The organism is Streptomyces sp. NPDC055400, from assembly GCF_053644375.1.
This window is the reverse complement of the sequence record NZ_JBSHLM010000011.1, coordinates 67,855-87,046: the sequence shown is the minus strand read 5'-3', so window position 1 is coordinate 87,046 and position 19,192 is coordinate 67,855. Positions and strand designations below refer to the sequence as shown.

10 protein-coding genes and 2 pseudogenes are annotated in these 19,192 nt (G+C 67.8%); 6 read left to right on the top strand and 6 right to left on the bottom strand.

Annotated features, from left to right (window positions below; all coding sequences use genetic code 11):
• Nucleotides 1–343: 343 nt before the first annotated feature.
• On the top strand, nt 344–1,162 hold the full coding sequence (locus ACWIGU_RS27760; protein ID WP_454404414.1) for a hypothetical protein: 819 nt from the start codon (nt 344–346) through the stop codon (nt 1,160–1,162).
• 166 nt (nt 1,163–1,328) lie between these two features.
• Here the strand turns inward: ACWIGU_RS27760 and ACWIGU_RS27755 are convergent, their stop codons facing one another.
• The 3 genes and pseudogenes from ACWIGU_RS27755 to ACWIGU_RS27745 all read right to left on the bottom strand — a co-directional run bounded on the left by ACWIGU_RS27755 (nt 1,329) and on the right by ACWIGU_RS27745 (nt 4,158).
• Nucleotides 1,329–2,321 carry an immunity 49 family protein gene (locus tag ACWIGU_RS27755; RefSeq protein WP_454404413.1) on the bottom strand — a complete coding sequence of 331 codons (993 nt, stop codon included), beginning with the start codon at nt 2,319–2,321 and terminating at the stop codon, nt 1,329–1,331.
• Between the two features lie 65 nt (nt 2,322–2,386).
• Nucleotides 2,387–3,166, bottom strand: a pseudogene (locus ACWIGU_RS27750) (helix-turn-helix domain-containing protein); the annotation flags it as partial.
• Nucleotides 3,166–4,158, bottom strand: a complete 993-nt coding sequence (locus ACWIGU_RS27745; protein WP_454404412.1) for an aldo/keto reductase — start codon at nt 4,156–4,158, stop codon at nt 3,166–3,168. The pseudogene ACWIGU_RS27750 and the gene ACWIGU_RS27745, both read right to left, overlap by 1 nt.
• Nucleotides 4,159–4,273: 115 nt before the next feature.
• Here ACWIGU_RS27745 and ACWIGU_RS27740 point away from each other — a divergent pair, with 115 nt between their 5' ends.
• Nucleotides 4,274–4,894 carry a TetR/AcrR family transcriptional regulator gene (locus ACWIGU_RS27740; RefSeq protein ID WP_454404411.1) on the top strand — a complete coding sequence of 207 codons (621 nt, stop codon included), beginning with the start codon at nt 4,274–4,276 and terminating at the stop codon, nt 4,892–4,894.
• Nucleotides 4,895–5,068: 174 nt separating this feature from the next.
• Here ACWIGU_RS27740 and ACWIGU_RS27735 read toward each other — a convergent pair whose 3' ends face one another.
• Complete coding sequence (locus ACWIGU_RS27735; protein ID WP_454404410.1) at nt 5,069–5,671, bottom strand: NADPH-dependent FMN reductase; 603 nt, start codon at nt 5,669–5,671, stop codon at nt 5,069–5,071.
• Between the two features lie 112 nt (nt 5,672–5,783).
• On the opposite strand from ACWIGU_RS27735, the gene ACWIGU_RS27730 reads away from it, so the two are divergent.
• Complete coding sequence (locus tag ACWIGU_RS27730; RefSeq protein WP_454404409.1) at nt 5,784–6,623, top strand: helix-turn-helix domain-containing protein; 840 nt, start codon at nt 5,784–5,786, stop codon at nt 6,621–6,623.
• 54 nt (nt 6,624–6,677) lie between these two features.
• Here ACWIGU_RS27730 and ACWIGU_RS27725 read toward each other — a convergent pair.
• Nucleotides 6,678–6,911: pseudogene (locus ACWIGU_RS27725) on the bottom strand (transposase); the annotation flags it as partial.
• A 598-nt stretch (nt 6,912–7,509) separates the two neighbouring features.
• Between ACWIGU_RS27725 and ACWIGU_RS27720 the strand changes: the two are divergent.
• The 3 genes from ACWIGU_RS27720 to ACWIGU_RS27710 all read left to right on the top strand — a co-directional run bounded on the left by ACWIGU_RS27720 (nt 7,510) and on the right by ACWIGU_RS27710 (nt 14,964).
• A complete protein-coding gene (locus tag ACWIGU_RS27720; RefSeq protein ID WP_454404584.1) occupies nt 7,510–13,452 on the top strand; it encodes a DNRLRE domain-containing protein in 5,943 nt (1,980 codons plus the stop codon).
• Nucleotides 13,453–13,553: 101 nt separating this feature from the next.
• A complete protein-coding gene (locus ACWIGU_RS27715) occupies nt 13,554–14,564 on the top strand; it encodes an FKBP-type peptidyl-prolyl cis-trans isomerase (RefSeq protein ID WP_454404408.1) in 1,011 nt (336 codons plus the stop codon).
• 22 nt (nt 14,565–14,586) lie between these two features.
• Complete coding sequence (locus ACWIGU_RS27710; RefSeq protein WP_454404407.1) at nt 14,587–14,964, top strand: hypothetical protein; 378 nt, start codon at nt 14,587–14,589, stop codon at nt 14,962–14,964.
• A 238-nt stretch (nt 14,965–15,202) separates the two neighbouring features.
• Here the strand turns inward: ACWIGU_RS27710 and dnaE are convergent, their stop codons facing one another.
• A complete protein-coding gene (gene dnaE / locus ACWIGU_RS27705) occupies nt 15,203–18,805 on the bottom strand; it encodes a DNA polymerase III subunit alpha (protein ID WP_454404406.1) in 3,603 nt (1,200 codons plus the stop codon).
• Nucleotides 18,806–19,192: the final 387 nt, after the last annotated feature.

Below are 19,192 nucleotides of genomic sequence, written 5' to 3'. Positions count from 1 at the left end.
TGACTGCGTCGAAGATCCGGGTCGTTTCCACGAAACGAGACGATGCCGCAGAACTCCTTCGCCCCGGGGTTCGCTCCGAGCCCGCCCCCTGTTATCTCGTCTTTCTTGAGGGCTGCTTTCGCATCGCGTGGACTCTCAAGCTTCCGGACACGACCAAGGTGTGGGCCGCACTGCATATAGACCCGCGGTCCATGTCCGCGACCTCCTACACAGTGCGGCCCCTGGATGATGTCCCTGTGCGTCCGATGAGTGACCTTGGGACGGTTTACGCGCTCGACTGACCGGCCGCGTGGGCGAACCTGTCACCCGAACCTGCATCAGGCCCCATCCACACTGCGGCACAGTGGGTGGCATGTCGGATGCAGGCCGCGCCATCGATGTAGCGACCCACGCCGTTCTGATCGCCGACGCGTCGGACGATCAGCCGGCCCAGGCTCACGCCCTGTATGACCTGGCGCTCGCCCTGAAGGAAGGCGACCGCCTGGACGAGTCAGTGCTCATCTACCATCTCGCCACCCGGGCCGCTCAGGCAGTCGGCGCCCACGACCTCGCGACCCGGGCCGGCGACGCGGGATCTGAGCTGCGGCGGTTCATCTCGGAAGGATGGCTCTACGAGGACAAACTCTTCGCGCTCGACATCGTCCTTCGCGCCCACGATCAGAACTCGACGAACTTCGCGCTGACCGGGTCCAGGACCGACCGGTCACGCGAAGCGGACGCCCGGATCCGCCTCGAAGTGCAGCGGCACTCTGAGGCCGTGACGCAGAAAAGGGCCCGTGAACTGCAGCGCCGCAAAGAAGAGGAGGCGCGCAACGGGATACACATCGATCGGATGGAGTCCCCGACCTATGCGGAACTGGCCGCCGGGTTCATCGCACTCAAGATCCTCGGGCCGTTCGTCGAGACATTCGCGACGAAGCTCGGCGAGCAACTGGGCGAGTCCGTCGGTCGCGCCCTCGGCCGCATCACGCTATTCCGATGGGCCGGCTGGCTCAGGCACCTGGGCGTGGAGGTACCGAACTCGCGCGTCTGGACGAGACTGGAACTCCCCGAGGACCTCACCGAAGAGGCTCGCCTCGCCATCATTGACCTCGACCCGACCGCCGACGAGGTTCGTGGGCGACTCCTGCACTGGGACGAAGCCACGAAGACATGGAAGTAGCGGACGCAGCCTGGAAAACCTAACCCTGCCGACCACGCAACATGCCTTACGTGCCTGCTTGCACACGAGCATCGGGGAGGCGATGTCCGCCGGCGACCGGGTCAACCCGTCTCCACGACGATGTCCTGGATGTCGGGCCAGACCCACTTCCGCACCCCCGGGTGGCCTACTTGGGGGCCCAGCAGCCCAAATTGTTCCGGTTCCCCTCCGCCGCCCGGCGCGGCGCGTCCGGCGATCCCAGCAGACCGTACGGCAGATACCCGGACCGGACACCGAGTTCCCACCCGTGGACCTGGACGGCGAGGCAGGCCAGGGCGAGGGTGCCGAGGGGGAGGAGGGACCGGGGCGCGGGATCACCGGCATCGGCCTCGACGCTCTCCCGGTACGCGACCAGCCGGGCGACGAGGGCGTCCTCGAAGGCGTGCTGGTCGTCGTCGAGGAGTACGCGGAGCAGCCGCTGGTCCTCGCTCAGCGCGTCGCCGACCGCGTCGAGCCGCCGGGCGGCCTCCGCGCGCTCCCCGGCGTCCGGCTTGCGCAGCGGAACCGTAGGCCAGTCGCGGGGCAGATGCCCGGCCGCCTCGGTGAGATAGGGGCACAGGGCGTCCATGGCGGCGAGGTCGGCGGGGTCGGAGACGGAGGTGTACCGGTTGTAGGGCACGCCGTCACGGATGGCGGGCGCGTAGTCGCCGCGCAGCAGCAGCCCGGTGACCCGCTCCCAGTCCCACACATGCCCGCTGACGACACACATCTCGAACATGTCGAGCCAGGTCCGCGCGGTGGGCGCCTCCTTGACGACGTCCCGGAAGGTGATGGGCCCGTCCCCGAACTCGTCGTCGTCCGCGTCCGTGCTGATCCGCTCCCCGACGAGGGGGAACCGGAGTTCCTGGTCCCCGCTCGGGAAGCACATGATGCTCAGCACTCCGTGCACACACTCCGCGGCGGTGACGGCGACCGTGCCGGCCGCAGCGTCGAGCCCCGGCTCCGTCACCGCTCGCGCGGCGACATGGTCGAGCAGTTCGTCCGCCATGGCCCGGATCAGCGTCGGCGAGATGCTGCCGTACCGCAGCGAGTGCCACCGCGTGCAGGCCCGCCCGTCGATGTCGTCGAGCGCCTCGGCCAACCCCTGCTCGCCGACCTGATGGCATGTCACATTCCGCACGTACCCCGTCCCTTCATGAACTCCACGAATGGACGAAGCACGTTATCAACGGGCACTGACAGCACGGGCGTGATGCGCTGGTGGCGTGACCCGAGCTGGGCTCGTGCGAACGCGTCGGCGCGGTAGCAGGCTCCGTTGTCGCTGACGGTCCGCTCGATACGGGTGATGCCATGGGCGGCGAACCAGGCTCGGGCTCGGTGCATGAACGCGCTCGCCGTGACGGCCTTCCCATCGGGGAGGGCTTCGGTGTAGGCAAGCCGGGCGTAGCCGTCGATCGCGGAGTGGAGGTAGACGTAGCCACCGCTCTTGCTTCCTTCTCTTTGACTGTTCGGCCGCTTTGGCTTGGTCCGTGCCGCGTCCGCGGGCGCGGCAGCCGCCACTGTCGGGATGCGTCCGACCTTCTTCACGTCGACGTGGACCATGTGCCCCGGGCGTCTGGCGATGATCTTGCGTGGCTCGCGGTTCGACTCGCCGCTGGGATCTATGAAGCGTCGGTGATTCAGCCCGAGCGCGGCCAAGTGGCGGGTGACAGTGCGACGGCTGATGTTCAACCCGTCCGCCTGGAGCTCGAAGGCGATCCGAGATGCCGACCATTGGTGGGTGCGGCGCATGATCTCGATCCGCGCCACGATCGCTGCATCGGTGGCGGTTGGTTGGCGGCGGGGTGTGGAAGGCCGGTCGCGCAGGCCAAGTTCGCCGTAGCGACGGTAGCGGTTGACCCACTTCGAAGCGCAGGCCCGCGAGGTTCCCATCTCTGCGGCGACGTGGGCGCTGAGTCGCGTCCGGCAACGATCGACAAGGAGGCGTCGGCCTTCTGGGGTCAACGGCGCGTTCGGGTGAGTGATCACCACGCGTAAGCCTCCGGAGCCGGCTTGGATCCGCTTCCCCCCGGCGCGGGAAACAGCCCGTCGAGCTTGGCGAGGATGTCCTGGTCCAGGTTGATGTCCAGGGAACCCACGGCGTCGTCGAGTTGCTCGACAGTGCGGGGGCCGATGATGGGACCGGTCACGCCTTCTTGAGCGAGTAGCCACGCGAGTGCCACGTTGGCCGGCGAGTGACCCAGTTCGTCGCAGAGGCGCTCGTATTCCTCGATGGCGACGTGCTGGTCGACGAGCGCGGCAGCCCAGATGCCTTGGCCACTGCGCACCGTGGTGCCTTCTCGCTGCTTGCGCAGTACGCCGCTCAGCACGCCGCCGTGCAGCGGCGAGTAGGGGATCACCCCCAGCCCGTAATGGCGGGCAGCCGGGAGAACCTCCAGCTCGGCCCAGCGCGTGAGGAGGTTGTAGATCGACTGCTCGGCGACCAGGCCGAGGAAGTGACGACTCCGGGCAGCCTCCTGGGCCTGGGCGATATGCCAGCCCGCGAAGTTCGAGGAGCCGAAGTAGAGCACCTTGCCCTGCTGGCGCAGCACATCGAACGCTTCCCAGATCTCGTCCCACGGCGTTGCCCGGTCGATGTGGTGCATCTGGAACAGATCGATGTAGTCGGTGTTGAGCCGTGTCAGTGAGGCTTCGACTGCCCTGCGTATGTGCAGTGCCGACAGGCCGCTCTCGTTGGGCCAATCTCCCGTCGCCTGGTACGCCTTGGTCGCGAGCACGGTCTTCTCGCGCCGCCGGCCGCCCTGGGCGAACCAGGAGCCAATGATCGACTCCGTGGTGCCCGGACCGCGCTCTCCGCCGTAAGAGTTCGCGGTGTCGATGAAGTTGATCCCCTGCTCGATCGCGCGATCCATCACCTCGTGGCTCTCGCGCTCGTCGATCCGGGATCCGAAGTTCATCGTGCCCAGCACCAGGCGAGACACCCTCAAACCGCTGCGGCCAAGCTGAACGTAGTCCATAGCTCCGCTCCCTGTCATCGCGTAAGTGCCCCAAGAGGGATGCGTCTACCTACAGAGATGCATCATATGTGTTGCATCAAAGTTGGCAAGTGTAGCAGTTGGGTACGATGGGTGCATGGACAAGCGAGGACTGGGAGCGACGCCGGGTCGGGCCCTCCGTGCCGACTCGGAGCGCACGGTGACGGTGATCCTTCAAGCCGCCGAACGGGTCCTGAGTCGTGACCCACATGCCAGCATGGAAGAGATCGCCCGCGAAGCCGGGGTCGCACGGACCACGATCCATCGCAGGTTCGCTTCCCGTGAAGCTTTGGTGGCGGCACTGATTCTGTGGGGGTTTGAACAGTTCGCGCAGGCGGTCGAAGCTGCACGCCCGGACAGCGCACCGCCGTTGGTCGCGCTCTACCAGGCGACCGCAAACGTGTTGTCTGTCAAGGCCGCCTGGTCGTTCGCGCTGAACCACACCGCTCCGCTAGCCGCCGAGGCCGAGCAGTTGCGGGGCCAGGTCCGAGACGCCAGTGACCAACTCCTTGCCAGGGCCAGGGACGTCGGAATCCTCCGTCCTGACGTCAACATCGACTGGACCCGCCGCGTTTACTACGCCCTGATCTGCGAAGCCGCCCAAGACTCCGACCGCGACGACCCCGACACTCTCGCGACCCGAGTCGTCGAAACCCTCGTCAACGGGGCCGGTCCCGCATCATCGCCCGTCAACAACGTCCCGGCCAGCAACATCTAGAGATCTTTGACGGTGCGGGTTAGGTCGGTTCGTGACGGCTGTCGATCACTGAGGCAGGTATGGACGACTCACCGCTGGGACGAACGCCCGAACCGCCGACCATGACGGCACGCCTCTCCGTGCGACCTCTCGGACCTGGGGGAGCGAGTTTGATGTATTCCATGATGACTCCTGTCAGGCCAGGTACGGGGTCGCTTCGCGTGCCGCGCTCAGGGCGGCGGCCCACCAGACGAGCTGGTCCAGCAACGTCCTGGCGTAACCGGGCGCCTCGGGGTCCAGTGGCCGCCCGTTCTGCCATGCGGTGGGGTAGTTCGGAAACGCCAGACCGTTGCGGATGGTCACCGCGTGCAGTTCGGTGAGCACGTTCTCCAGGTGGAGGACGGCATGACGACCTCCGGCTGCACCGCCGTAGCTGACGAAGGCCACGGGCTTGGCCGTCCACTGACTGAAGTGCCAGTCGATGGCGGCCTTCAAGGAGGCGGGATAGCTGTGGTTGTACTCCGGTGTGACCAGGATGAACGCCTCCGCCTCCTCCAGACGGGACGTCAGGGGTGCCATTGCCGGGGGGCGCGGGTAGGAGTCACCGGCGAACTTCGGTGACGCCGCCGGCAACGACAGCGGGATCTCGATGTCGGCGAGGTCGACGACCTCGACATCGAACCCACCGTGTACGCGCGCCTGCTCGGCGACCCAGGAGGCGGCGACAGGCCCGAACCGGCCCTCGCGGACGCTCCCGACGATGATGACCAGCTTGTGCTTCTTCTGCTTCTCGCTCATGTGCTCCACAGTCCACTGCTGCGAGAGCGGCAACCAGGCCGGGCGCAGGGTGGCCCCCACAGGGCCACCCTGCGGCATCCGAGCGAACCGGCACCGTCACTAGACTGCGGCCATGGGCACGCCACTGGGCGACTTCGTCCGCGCCAAGCGCGACAGCATCCAGCCCGAGTCGTTCGGGCTCCCCGACCGCGGCCGCCGACGCTCCCCGGGGCTACGACGCGTAGACCTGGCAACGCGCGCCGGGATCAGCGTCGAGTACCTCACCCGCATCGAACAGGGACGGGACCGCAACCCGTCCTCTGCCGTGATCAACGCTCTCGCCGACGCCTTGAGCCTGGATGCCGTCGAACGCAACCACCTGCGCTACCTCGCCAAGATCACCGGCGGGACCTGCGCCTGGCACCGGCGGCCGGCGCCGCCCAACCGCCACGTCCGCCCCACGGTCCTGGCGACCCTCCAACTCCTTGAGCCTTCAGTCGCGTTCGTCACCAACCGCTTGGGCGACGTGCTCGCGCACACCAACGGGTTCGAGTTGGTGATGGGCGGAAGCGGGCTGCTTGAGGCTCAGGAGCCGAACCTGACGCGCTATGTGTTCACCGATCCGCGGGCCCGGAGTTTCTTCGCCGACTGGGACCAGGTGGCCGACGAACAGGCCTTCGACCTGTGGCTCGGACCATCCGCGGAAACCTCCGAGTGGTTCACCGCCGAACTCGCCCCCCTCGCCGGGCAGGAGTTCACCCGGCGGCTCAACCGCCACCTGCCCCCACCACAGGTCCTGCTCCGGCTCAACCACCCCACTGCGCACGAGCTGAGGTGGCAGCGAGAACGGCTGGAGCTGCCACGCACCGACGCACAAGAGCTGGTCGTCCTCCTACCCGCCGACCAGACGACGAGGCAGGCCATGGAGCGCCTGCGCCACCAACCCGCCGGCACTCTTCGCGCGATTGGTTGACTCGGCGCGGCGCCGGCACGGCCGCCGCGCTCGGCGCCGCGTGCCGTCGCTGCGGAGCCAGATGATGACCGCGCCGCGTAAGTGGAGTCCGGCGAGGTAGCTGACCGGGGTCTTGTCGTAGCGGGTGGCGAGCCCGCGCCACTCCTTGCGGTTCGCCCCGCCCGTACGGACCCGCCACATCACACCGTTGACGAGCCTGCGCAGGTCAGGAACGGGACCGCGTTCGCCCAGCGGCAGCAGCGGTTCGAACACGGTCCACTCGTCGTCCGTGAGATCGCCTCGGGTCATCCCGCCGGTCTATCGTCCCGGCCCCGCCGGGACAGCGAAACACCCATACCCGTGATCTCAACTCGGCACAGTCCCTAGCTAGTAGTCCAGGGACCGCGGGGTGCCCCGATGCCGCGACCTGGGCGTCATGATCCCATCCGGGAAGAGTCGTGCCGGAATGGCTGCTTCCGCGGGGTTGACATGCACGCGGGGCATATTCTGTAAAGTTATCGCAAAGTCTCGAAGTCGCGCACAATGAACTGCCGGGAGCCGACTTTCAGGGGTTGGGGGTACATGCCCGGCTTGTCGTCGCATGGGGTGCCCCGGGTGACCTCCCGTTCGGGGAGGCGGGCGATTCTGCGGTGCTACCGGGCGGGGAACTTGGCGATCGCCTCAACAGTTCTTTGCCGTCCTTTGGTGTTTGGCGGCGCGGCAGTACACGGTTGTGCATGATCACCTCTGCACGCGGCACGGCCCCTCTCACTGTTCACTTCCGTCCTGGGAGTCATTAATGAGTCGTTCGCACGTCAGAGCATGGTCGAGTTCACCAGGCCTGCTGAGACCCTCGCCGACCGGTCCGCCCGGCAGACTGCGGCGGATAGCAGGCGCGTTGACCCTTGTGCTGCTGGCCGAGGCGGCGCTGATATCGCAAGGCGCAGGCGAGGCAGTCGCCGTGACGCTCAACACCGCCACCCAGACCGCCGCGAAAACCACCCCGGCCTACGGCCCCGCGGAGGCGCCGGATGAGGCTGCCGCGCGGCTGGCGGCACGGGCGCAGCATCGCAGGATCGAGGTGCTGTCGGCGCGCACCGCGGACTCCTCCACCTGGGCGCTGCCCTCGGGGGACCTGCAGACCACCAGCTACGCGGGGCCGATCCGGGTGAAGAAGGACGGCGCCTGGAAGGACATCGACACGTCGCTGGCCGACACAGGCGCCGCCCTGCACCCCAAGGCGACAGCCGCGGCCATCACCCTGTCCGACGGCGGCGACACCCGGCTGGCCTCGGTGACGAAGGGGTCCCGCAGCTTCGGCGTGGGCTGGGGGCGGAAGCTGCCCACCCCGAAGCTCAAGGGCGACACCGCCTCCTACGCCGTGGGCGCCGGGCAGACCCTGAAGGTCACCGCGCTCAAGCAGGGCGTGTCCCAGAACGTCATCCTCGACCGGGCACCCGACAAGGCCCCCGTCTACCGGATCCCGCTGGCCCTGAAGGGGCTGAAGGTCTCCCAGACCGCTGCCGGGCACCTCCTGCTGAAGGACTCCGACGGCAAGGTGGTCGCGGACGCGCCCGCCCCGATGATGTGGGACTCCTCCAAGGGCCGGCGGTCCGGCGAGTCGAAGCACCGGGCCCGGGTCGACACGGAGATCGAGACCGCGGACGACGGCACGCAGACGCTGGTGCTCACTCCGGACCCGGCCTTCCTCGCCGACACGGCGCTGACCTACCCGGTGACCGTGGACCCGACCACCACGCTGGCGGTGACCACCGACACCTGGGTGCAGACCCCGGACTACCCCGACTCCCAGCAGGGATCGGCTGAGCTGAAGTCGGGCACGTACGACACCGGTACCAACGTCGCCCGCTCGTATCTGAAGTTCGACGTGGCGCAGTTCGCCGGCAAGCACATCACCGACACCAACCTGGCGCTGTACTCGTACTACGCCTCCTCCTGCTCCACCTCCGGCGCGGGCACTGAGGTGCGCCGGATCACCGGCACCTGGGACTCCCCGACCATCACCTGGGGGGCGCAGCCGGCCACCACGGCCACCGGCGCGGTGGTCAACAAGGCGGCCCTGGGCTACGACTCCACCTGTCCCGGCGGCACGATGAACTTCGACGTCGACGCCATCGTGGCCGCCTGGGCATCCGGCTCGGCCAACTACGGCCTGCGTATCGCCGGCGCTGATGAGCACGACCCGCTGACCTGGCGGCGCTTCCGCTCGACGAACTACATCGCCGGAGACGACTCCGTCGAGCCGCACCTGACGGTGACCTACAACTCCTACCCCAGCGTGCCCACCGGCCAGGCGGTCTCGCCGTCGGCGGTCAACGCCTACAACGGCAAGCGGTATGTCACCTCGCTGACTCCGACGCTCTCCGCCAAGGTGACCGACGCGGACGGCGGGACCGCCAAGGCCCAGTTCGAGGTCACTCCGGACCCGGCCTACGCGGACACCACGTACACCTACACCGCGACCTCGGCGGCCGTGGCATCGGGTGGGACCGCGCAACTGGTCATCCCGTCCGCCAGCGCCTTCCCGGCAGGCGTGCATCTGCGCTACCGCGTGCGGGGTTACGACAACGCGGACTACGGCACGTGGAGCGGATACTCCGCGTTCGTTCTCAACACGGCGCTGCCCGTCGCGCCCACCGTCTCCTGCGCCACCTACCCGGCGAACACCTGGACCGCCAAGGCGGCCGGGGCGGTGACCTGCACTCTGGACACCACCTCCGCCGACGGCCAGGGCTACCTGTGGGGGCTGGACGACCCGAAGACCCCCAAGCGCGTCAATGACACCACCGACGGCAACGGCGGAGACCCCCTCACCGTGTCGATCACACCGGGCGACGGCTGGCACAGCCTGTACGCCAAGACGATCGACTCCGGCGCCAACGTGTCCACCGCAACCACCAAGTACTCCTTCGGCGTCGGCGCCGACGGCTCCGCGCTCCTGTCGCCCGCCGACGGCGACCGGCCCGCGCGCCGCGTGGCCCTGGCCGCCACCGGCAAGACCTCGTACACCGGGGTGACGTACCAGTACCGCCGAGGCGAGACCGATGCCTGGCAGAACGTGCCGGTGGCGGACGTCACCAAGAACTCCGACGGAACCCCCGTCGCCGCGTGGCCGGTCGCGGCCCCGGGCGGCAACCCTCCCGCGCTGACCTGGAACCTGACCACCACCCTCACCGAGGACGGCCCGGTCGACGTACGGGCCTCCTTCACCGACGGCACCACGACCGGCTACTCGCCGGTCAACACGGTCATCGTCGACCGCGACGCGGGCACCGCCCCGGCCGAGCAGGTGGGCCCCGGCCAGGTGAACCACCTCACGGGCGACTACCTGCTCTCGGCCACCGACGCATCGGCGTTCGGGCTGAGCGTCGGACGGTTCGCGTCATCGCGCCGGCCCACGGCGGGCGCGGACGCCGAAGGACAGGCTCCGGTCTTCGGACCGCAGTGGACCTCCGGCACCGCGGCAGAGGCCTCCGAATCGATCTGGACCTTCGTCCGCAAGACATCGGCCACCTCGGTCGAGGTCATCGACGCACACGGTGGACTGACCGGCTTCACCGCCACCACCGCGGGAGGCTGGCAGCCCCAGCCCGGAGCCGAGAACCTCACGCTCACCGGCGCCTTCACGGGCTCGTTCACGCTGAAGGAGACCGACGGCACGACCACGACCTTCGCGAAGGTCGACACTGCCGCCACCACCTGGCAGGCGGCCACCACCTACCGTGCGTCCAGCAACACCACGACCACGGTGGTCTCCGAGAAGGTCGTCTCCGGCAGCACCACACTGGCGCGTCCCAAGCTGGTGATCGCGCCGACGTCGGCGGTGTCCGCGGCCACCTGCGCCTCGACCCCGACGACCAAGGGATGCCGGGTCCTGCAGTTCGTCTACGCCACCGCCACCACGGCCACCGCGAGCACCTTCGGCGACTACACAGGCCAGGTGAGCTCGATCCGGCTGTACTCGACCGCGCCCGGTGCGTCCACGGCGTCGTACAAGACGGTCCAGAGCTACACCTACGACACGTCCGGGCGCCTGCGCGAAGCGTGGAACCCGGGGATCTCCCCCGCGCTCAAGACCCAGTACACGTACGACAGCGCGGGCCGGATCACCCAGCTCACCACGCCCGGCGAGCTGCCGTGGACGTTCGTCTACGGCAAGGCCGGCAACGCGGCCACGGCAGGTGACGGGATGCTGCTCAGCGCCTCCCGGCCCACTCTGACCCCCGGGAGCCGGACGCAGACCAACGGGACCGCGGCTACGACCATCGTCTACGACGTGCCCCTCTCGGGTACCAAGGCGCCGTATGCGATGGCGAGTAGCGATGTGGCGGCCTGGGGGCAGGCGGACATCCCCACAGATGCCACCGCCGTCTTCCCGCCGGACGCCGTTCCCGCGGCCAACGACGGTGCCGCACTGACCGCCGGCAGCTATGCGCGGGCCAGCATCTCGTACGTCGACGCATCGGGCCGGCAGGTCAACACCGCTGTGCCCGGCGGGCACATCGGTGTCGCCGAGTTCGACAACCTCGGCAACCTGGTGCGTGAGCTCACCGCGAGCAACCGTGAGCTGGCTCTGGCCACCTCCGGGACGCAGCTCGCCGACCTCACCCGTCTCGGCATCGACGCCCTGCCGTCGGCCGATCGGGCCCAGAAGCTGTCCACCGCGTCGGTCTACTCGGCCGACGGGCAGCGGAAACTGGAGGAGTTCGGCCCCCTGCACCTGGTGACCCTCAACCAGGACCTGGCGGCCGGCGCCGGCGGAACCCCGCTCGTCGCAGGCACCGAGGTCCCGGCGCGTGAGCACACGGCCAACACCTTCGACGAGGGCCGTCCCACGGACGGGAGTGCCACCGTCTCCGACCAGATCACCACCAGCCGCGTCGGCGCCTATGTCGAGGGCTACCCCGCGGACGGCGACGCGCTCACCATCGCCACGACCTACGACTGGGTCAAGGGCCTGGAGACCTCGGAGATCCAGGATCCCAGCGGACTGAACATCGCCAAGCGCACCGTCTACGATGCCTCCGGCCGGGTCAGCAAGACGATGACGCCCATGTCCAGCGGTACGGACGCCCGGACCACGGTGACCACCTACTGGTCCGCCACCGGTACGGGCGCGTGCAACGGACGACCGGAGTGGGCCGACCTCGTCTGCTCCGTCGGACCGGCCGCGGCCGTCACCGGCAGCGGCAGCAACCCGCCCCAGCTGCCCACCGACACCACCGAGTACGACTGGTGGGGCAACGCGGCCAAGGTCACCCACACCGCCAACGGGACGACGCGCATCACGACATCGACCTTCGACGATGCGCAGCGCGTGGTGCTGGTGACGGTCTCCGGCGGCGGCGACAGCGTTCCTGACACGACCACCACGTACGACGGACAGACCGGCAAGGTGGCCTCGGTCAGCGCCGGCGGCCACACGGTGACCCACACCTACGACGTCCTCGGGCGCGAGGTCGGGTACGAGGACGGCGCGGGGAACACCACCAGCCGCCAGTACGACGCGCTGGACCGGCTCACGCAGCTGGCCGACTCGGCGCCGTCCACCACCACCTACACCTACGACACCACGGCGGAGCCCCGAGGACTCCTCACCCGGATCGACGACTCGGACGTCGGTACGTTCTCCGGCTCCTACGACGCGGAGGGCAACCTCGCCACCGAGAACCTCCCCGGTGGATACCAGCTCACCACCAACCGGGACACGACCGGAGCCGACACTGCCCGGACGTACACCAACTCCGCTGACCAGTCCGTGCCGTTGGCGGACAACGTCGCCTACACCGTGCACGGAAGCATCCGCGAGCACACTGACTCCAGCGGCGTGAGCACCACGTCCACCGTCCTGTTCGACGCGGCAGGCCGCGCCGCCCAGGTCGACGAGGTGACCGACCTGGACTGCACGCGCGCGGTGAACAAGTACAACAACGACGGGAGCACGACCCAGCAGACGAAGTCCGAAGCGGATTGCGCGAGCATCGCCACGGCTGCCGGCACCACCACGTCGTACACCTACGACAGTGCCGACCGCCCGGTCGACAGCGGCTACGCCTACGACACCCTCGGACGGCTGATCAGCAGTCCGGACGGCACGAGCACCAAGTACTTCGCGAATGACGTGACCAGCCAGGAGACGGCGGCCGGACAGCGCAAGACCTGGACACCCGATGCCGAGGGACGGCTTGCCACCCGGGTCATCGAGACCCAGAACCCGGACACCACGTGGACCACGACGTCCACCTCCACCTCGCACTACGCGCAGGAAGGCGGCGAGCCCGCGTGGGCCACGCTCGATGAGTCGGGCTCCACGTCGAAGGTGCGGAACATCCTGGACCTCACGGACCAGGCCACCGTCACCAGCAGCGGCGGCACCATGGCACTGCAGCTGACGGATCTCTCCGGTGACACCTCCGTCCAGATCCCGATCCAGCGGACCCGGAGCGGGTCGGGCAGTTCGTCACTCTGGACGATCTCCTACGACCTCCACGGCAGCAGCATCCCGATTCCCGCGGGCTGCTACCTCGAGCACTGGATCGTCGGCCACGGGCGGTACATCGACTACGAACTGGCCGATGTGTCCTGCTCCGTCGCGGGGTACATGTTCGCGGTCTTCTGCAACACCCGTATCGACTTCTCCTACTACACCACCACCAACCGGAAGTACCGGCTGAGCAGAGGGGCGACGCACTACACCTGCTATCGGGGCCATGTGCCGAGGCGATACGCACCCGGCGACCAGTGGCTGCCGTACCAGGGCAAGGTCTGCGCTCAGTTCTTCGTGAACAGCTACAAGCGCGCGTACCAATGCCTGTACATCCACAACTAGTTCACTGACGTCAGTTCGCTGACGTGGTTCAAGTCGCCTTTGCGGCGTCGGGGGTCCGGGGCGACCCGGACCCCCGGATCCGTGTGAGACCAGGAGTAACAGTGCGCAAGTCAACGTTGCTGCTTCTCGTGCCGGCTCTGCTGCTGGCCGCCTGCAGCAGTACGAAACCCACCGCTCATTCCGTGGACGGCTACCACCGGCCGCTACCCGCGCCCTCTGTCGCCTCCGTCCGTCAGGACATCCCCGAGGCGCAGGCGACGGACACCGTTCTGCCCACCGCCACCGGCCCGTTCGGCGCCCGAGCCGTCATCTCCATCCCCAAGGCCGCCCCTACGGGCAAGTTCGTGGTCAAGCCCCTGCACACAGGGCACGGCCGCGCGGCACACAACGGTGATGTGACCATAGCCGCGTATTCGGCGGTGGTGTGGAAGTCCGGCAAGCGGCTGCCCGATTCCTACAAGAAGGACGCCCGGCCACGCGTCTTCCCGGTCGGGCGGGGCGCGATGCTGACCGCACTGGACCGCGCGGTGCAGGGGCAGCGCGCCGGGAGCCGGGTGCTCGTGGTCGCTCCGCCCGCGGCCGCTTACGGCGCCGGCGGCAACGCCGAGTTGGGCGTATCCGGCAAGGACACGCTCGTGTTCGTGGTCGACGTGATACGGGTCATCGCCGCCCGGGCCACCGTCCCCGGCAGCCAGGCCACGGTCGCCGACACCCTGCCCCGGGTACGGATGGACCACGCGCAGGGCACGGCGGCCATCACGGTGCCCGACCGCGACGCGCCCGCGAAGCTCATCGTCGAACCCCTGGTAACCGGGGCGGGGCCGGTGGTGAAGTCCGGCCGGACAGTGGTGCTCCAGCACTCGTCGACGACGTGGAAGTCCGGGAGGGGTGAGCTGTTCATGAGCTCGCGCGCCGCCGGCCAACCGCTGATCACGGCCATCGGCCGCGGCAACGTGCTCAGGGGCTGGGACAAGGCCCTGGTCGGCCAACGGGTGGGCAGCCGGGTACTGGTCGTCAGCCCCGCAAGCCTGGCCTACGGCGCGCACCCCCCGAAGGGGATACCGGCGAACTCGACCGTGGTCTCCGTACTGGACGTACTGGCCGCTGTCTAGCCCGGTGCGGCGCCGGGTACCCATGAAGCGCCCCGTACACGCCTCCCTCAACTACGGCTACGACAACCTCGGCCGGAAAATAGCCGTCACCAGCGGGTCGACCCAGCTCGCCTCCTGGCAGTGGGACGCAGCCACCGGCGGCAAGGGACAGATCAGCCAGACCATCAGCCGCGACACTGGCGGGAACGCCTACACCACCAAGATCGGCAAGTACGACGGACGGGGACGACCGACCGAGACAACCCTCACCCTCCCCAGCAACGTCACCGGACTCGCAGGCAGCTACACCACCACCGTCGCCTACAACGCAGCCGACGCCGTCACCTCCGTCAGCCACCCCGCCGCCGGCGGTCTGCCCGCCGAAAACCGTCACCACCACCCCCGGCCGTCCGGCATCTGACACCGACTCGGATCACCTCGCCATCGTCCTGCACCGACTCCACCCTGATCCCCGGATCCGCCAGGAAGAGCAACTCTTCCAGCCGGAGCAGTACCTCGCGCACAGCCCAGAATCATCAGCCCGAACGCGGTTGGCACCGGCAGTTTCTAGACGATCTCGCGAGACCTACCAGCACGGCCAACGGTCACAGGGAGTAGGCACACCACAGAAGTTGGATCAGAACCCGAATGGGAGTTGGTCACGCGATGCCGTGCCATGTGTCAGGGCCGAACGATCCCTTGATGTCGGATGCGATCGATCCTGCGTCAACGGTGTCCTTGAGTGCGTAGACCGTCGTCTTGCGTGGTCCCCGGATGCTCAGGCGGACGGGATTGGGCCCGGGGTGCGCGCGCAGGATGCGCTTCAGCTCGCGTACTGAGGGGTCGTTGACCCGGTGGTAGGGCAGGTGGAGCTGGATCGGGGCGGCGCCGTTGCGTTCGGCGGAGGTCACATCGAGGACCTGGAGTTCCTGCCCGGCCAGGTTGATCGTGCCGTCTCGGTCGTTGATGCGGCCCTGGACGGAGATCACGCTGTCCTCGGCGAGCGCGCCCATGACGAGTGTGTACGTCGCGGGGAAGAACAGCACTTCCAGTTGGCCGTCGCGGTCGGCCAGGTTGACGATGGCCCAGGGGTTGCCTTGCTTGGTCATCTTGGGCTGCACGCTGGTGATGAGTCCGGCAAGCCGTACGACGCCTTCGGTGCGGCCGGAGGCGATCAGGTCGGGGATCGTGGTGTCCCGGTGGGCGGCGAGGATGTTCTCGGTGCCGTCCAGCGGGTGCGCGGAGACGTACATGCCGAGCATCTCCCGTTCCGTCGACAGGAGTTGCTTTCGGGGCCATTCGCTCTCGTCGAGTTTGATGTCGATGCCGAAGGTCTGGCTGTCGCCGTCGCCGGCGTCGTCGTTCAGGCCGGCGAACAGGTCGTCCTGCCCGTACGCCGCGGCCTTCTTCACGGGTACGACCGCGTCGATCGCGTACTCGTGGGCCGCGGAGAGGCCTTTGCGGCTGTGGCCGAGCGAGTCGAAGGCACCCGCCTTGATCAGAGACTCGATGGCGCGTTTGTTGAGCGCGGGCAGGTCGACCTTGTCCAGGAAGTCGGCGAAGTTGCTGAACTTCCCGCCGGCTTTACGTCCTGCGATGACCGATTCGATGACGTTGTCGCCGACGTTGCGGACCGACCGCAGGCCGAAGCGGACGTCGTCGCCGATGGCCGCGAACTCGGCGACCGATTCGTTGACGTCCGGCTGCAGGACGGTGACGCCCATCTTGCGGGCGTCGGCCAGGTAGATGCCGGCCTTGTCCTTGTCGTCCCCGACGGAGGTGAGCAGTGCGGCCATGTACTCGGCGGGATAGTTGGCCTTCAGGTAGGCGGTCCAGTAGGAGACGAGCCCGTATCCGGCGGTGTGGGATTTGTTGAACGCATACCCGGAGAAGGGGAGCATGACGTCCCACAGGGCCTTGATGGACTCCTCGGAGTAGTCGTTGCCCCGCATGCCGGCGTGGAACTTCTCCCACTCGGCGGCCAGCACCTCGGGCTTCTTCTTGCCCATCGCGCGGCGCAGCAGGTCGGCGCCGCCGAGCGTGTATCCGGCGAGCTGCCGGGCGATCGCCATGATCTGCTCTTGGTAGATGAGCAGGTGGAAGGTGTTGCCGAGGATCGGCTCGAGGGCTTCCTCGAGCTCCGGGTGGATCGGCTGGATTTCCTGGCGGCCCGTTTTGCGGTGCGCGTAGTTCATGTGCGCGTTCGCGGCCATCGGGCCGGGGCGGTACAGGGCGAGGGCGGCCGCGATGTCTTCGAACCGGGTCGGTTCCATCGCCTTGAGCAGGGTCCGCATGCCGCCGCCGTCGAGCTGGAAGACGCCGAAGGTGTCGCCGGAGGCCAGGAGCTCGTAGGTGGTCTTGTCGTCGAGCGGGATGACGACCTGGCTCGTGTCGCCGTTGCCCGGATCGACGGTGGCCAGGTGGACTGCGCGGTTCTCGCGGATGTTCTGGATGGCGTGGTCGATGACTCCCAGGTTCCGAAGACCCAGGAAGTCCATCTTCACCAGGCCCATGTCTTCACAGCTCGGGTAGTCGAACCCGGTGATCTTGACGCCGTCCTTGGCCCGCATGTGCAGCGGGATCCGGTCGGTCAGCTTGGTCTTGGACAGGATGACCGCGGCCGCGTGCACGCCGGTGCCGCGGGTCAGGCCCTCGACGCCCTTGGCCGTGTCGACGACCTTCTTGACGTCCGGCTCGTTCTCGTACATCGCCCGGATCTCGCCGCACTCGCCGTAGCGGGGGTGCGAGGAGTCGAAGATCCCGTCCAGCGGGATGGACTTGCCCATGATGTCGTCGGGCAGGGCCTTGGTGATGCGCTCGCCGTGCTGGAAGGGGTAGCCCAGGATGCGCGAGCTGTCCTTGATCGCGTTCTTGGCTTTGATCTTGCCGAAGGTGTTGACCATGGCGGTGTACTCGTCGCCGTACTTGTCGACGACGTAGCGGACCATGAAGTCGCGCTGGCGGTCGTCGAAGTCGAGGTCGACATCCGGCGGGTTGATGCGCTCGGGGTTGAGGAACCGCTCGAACAGCAGACCGTGCTCCAGGGGGCACAGCTCGGTGATGCGCGTCGCATACGCCACGATCGATCCGGTGGCCGATCCACGGCCCGGCCCCACCGGCACCTGGTTGTCGCGCGCGTACTTGCAGATGTCGGCGACCACGAGGAAGTAGGAGGAGAACCCCATCGGGCCGATGACCGTCATCTCGGTCTCGAACCGCTCGAGGACCTCGGCCGGAACCGGGTCGCCGTAACGCATGACGAGGCCCTTCATGACCTCCTTGCGCAGCCACGACTCCTGCGTCTCCCCTTCGGGGACGTCAGGGAATTGAGGCATCTCGTCGATGTTGCCGAAGACCTCGTCGTACGATTCCACGCGCTCCGCGATCAGGAGCGTGTTGTCGCAGGCCTGAGGCATCTCGGAGAACAACTCACGCATCTGCTCAGCGGACTTCAGGTAGTAGTCGTTCCCTGAGAACCGGAAGCGCTTCTCGTCGGCCTTGTTCTTACCGACACCGATGCACAGCAGGTTGTCGTGCGCGTCGGCCTGGTCCGCGTGGATGTAGTGAGCGTCATTGGTGGCCAGGAGCGGGATCTTCAGGTCCTTGGCCAGGCGCAGCAACCCGTCGCGGACATCCCGCTCGATGGACAGGCCATGATCCATCAGCTCGAGAAAATAGCTCTCCCGGCCGAAAACGTCCTGGTACGCGGCGGCGACCTCGCGGGCCTCGTCGTACTGCTTCAGACGCAGACGGGTCTGAATCGCACCGGAAGGACATCCGGTCGTCGCGATGATGCCCTCGGCATGCTCGCTGATCAACTCCATGTCCATGCGCGGCTTGCCGGCCGGGAACTGGCCCGTGTACGACGCCTCGGTGGACAGGTAGAACAGATTGCGCAGACCGGTCACGTTCTGCGCCCACATCGTCATGTGCGTGAAGCGCCCGCCGCCACTGACGTCCTTCGAGCCCTCACCGTCATCCGACATGGCCCGCTGCCCGCCGGGCCCCCAGAACTCCTGCTTCCGATTTCGCCGCGAGGAAGGGGCGACGTACGCCTCGATCCCGATGATCGGCTTGACGCCGTCGAAGCCCGTGGACACCTTGTGGAACTCGTACGCACCGAACATGTTGCCGTGGTCACTCATCGCGACCGCAGGCATGCCCTGCCGCTCGACTTCGGCGAACATCGGCTTCAGCTTCTGAGCGCCGTCGAGCATCGAGTATTCGGTGTGATTGTGCAGGTGAACAAAGCTATCGGCCACCGGGCAGACACCTCCGAAGCAGGTCTGGGAAGCCCTCACCCTATGCCTCTGCGGAGATCAGATGGCCTGCTTGGCGCGCCCCGTGAAGGACCGGAATCGTGCCAAGCCGATGACCTCGGCGGATCACGCAAAGCCGTCGCAACACACCGGCGAGTGAACGCAATTGCCCCGGACAGGCACCGGCTACGCAATCGAGGCGCGCCGCGCTCTTGAGGTCTGGCGAGTCCTCGTCGATTGCCCGCACGAGCGCGTGAGCAAGGAAGCTTGCAGGGCGTGCTCGGGGCGGTACGAGTCGGGCGAGGCTTGGCACTCGAGATGGCGCCATCCGGGTGTGCTGCGGCTGTGTCGGGCCGCGATCGCCGGACTGATTGATCATGCTGAGCCCGG

Coding starts and splice junctions, on each gene's coding strand:
- ACWIGU_RS27735 (WP_454404410.1), bottom strand. CDS start 5,671: ATGAGCGAGAAGCAGAAGAAGCACAAGCTGGTCATCATCGTCGGGAGC.
- ACWIGU_RS27710 (WP_454404407.1), top strand. CDS start 14,587: ATGAAGCGCCCCGTACACGCCTCCCTCAACTACGGCTACGACAACCTC.
- ACWIGU_RS27745 (WP_454404412.1), bottom strand. CDS start 4,158: ATGGACTACGTTCAGCTTGGCCGCAGCGGTTTGAGGGTGTCTCGCCTG.
- ACWIGU_RS27740 (WP_454404411.1), top strand. CDS start 4,274: ATGGACAAGCGAGGACTGGGAGCGACGCCGGGTCGGGCCCTCCGTGCC.
- ACWIGU_RS27730 (WP_454404409.1), top strand. CDS start 5,784: ATGGGCACGCCACTGGGCGACTTCGTCCGCGCCAAGCGCGACAGCATC.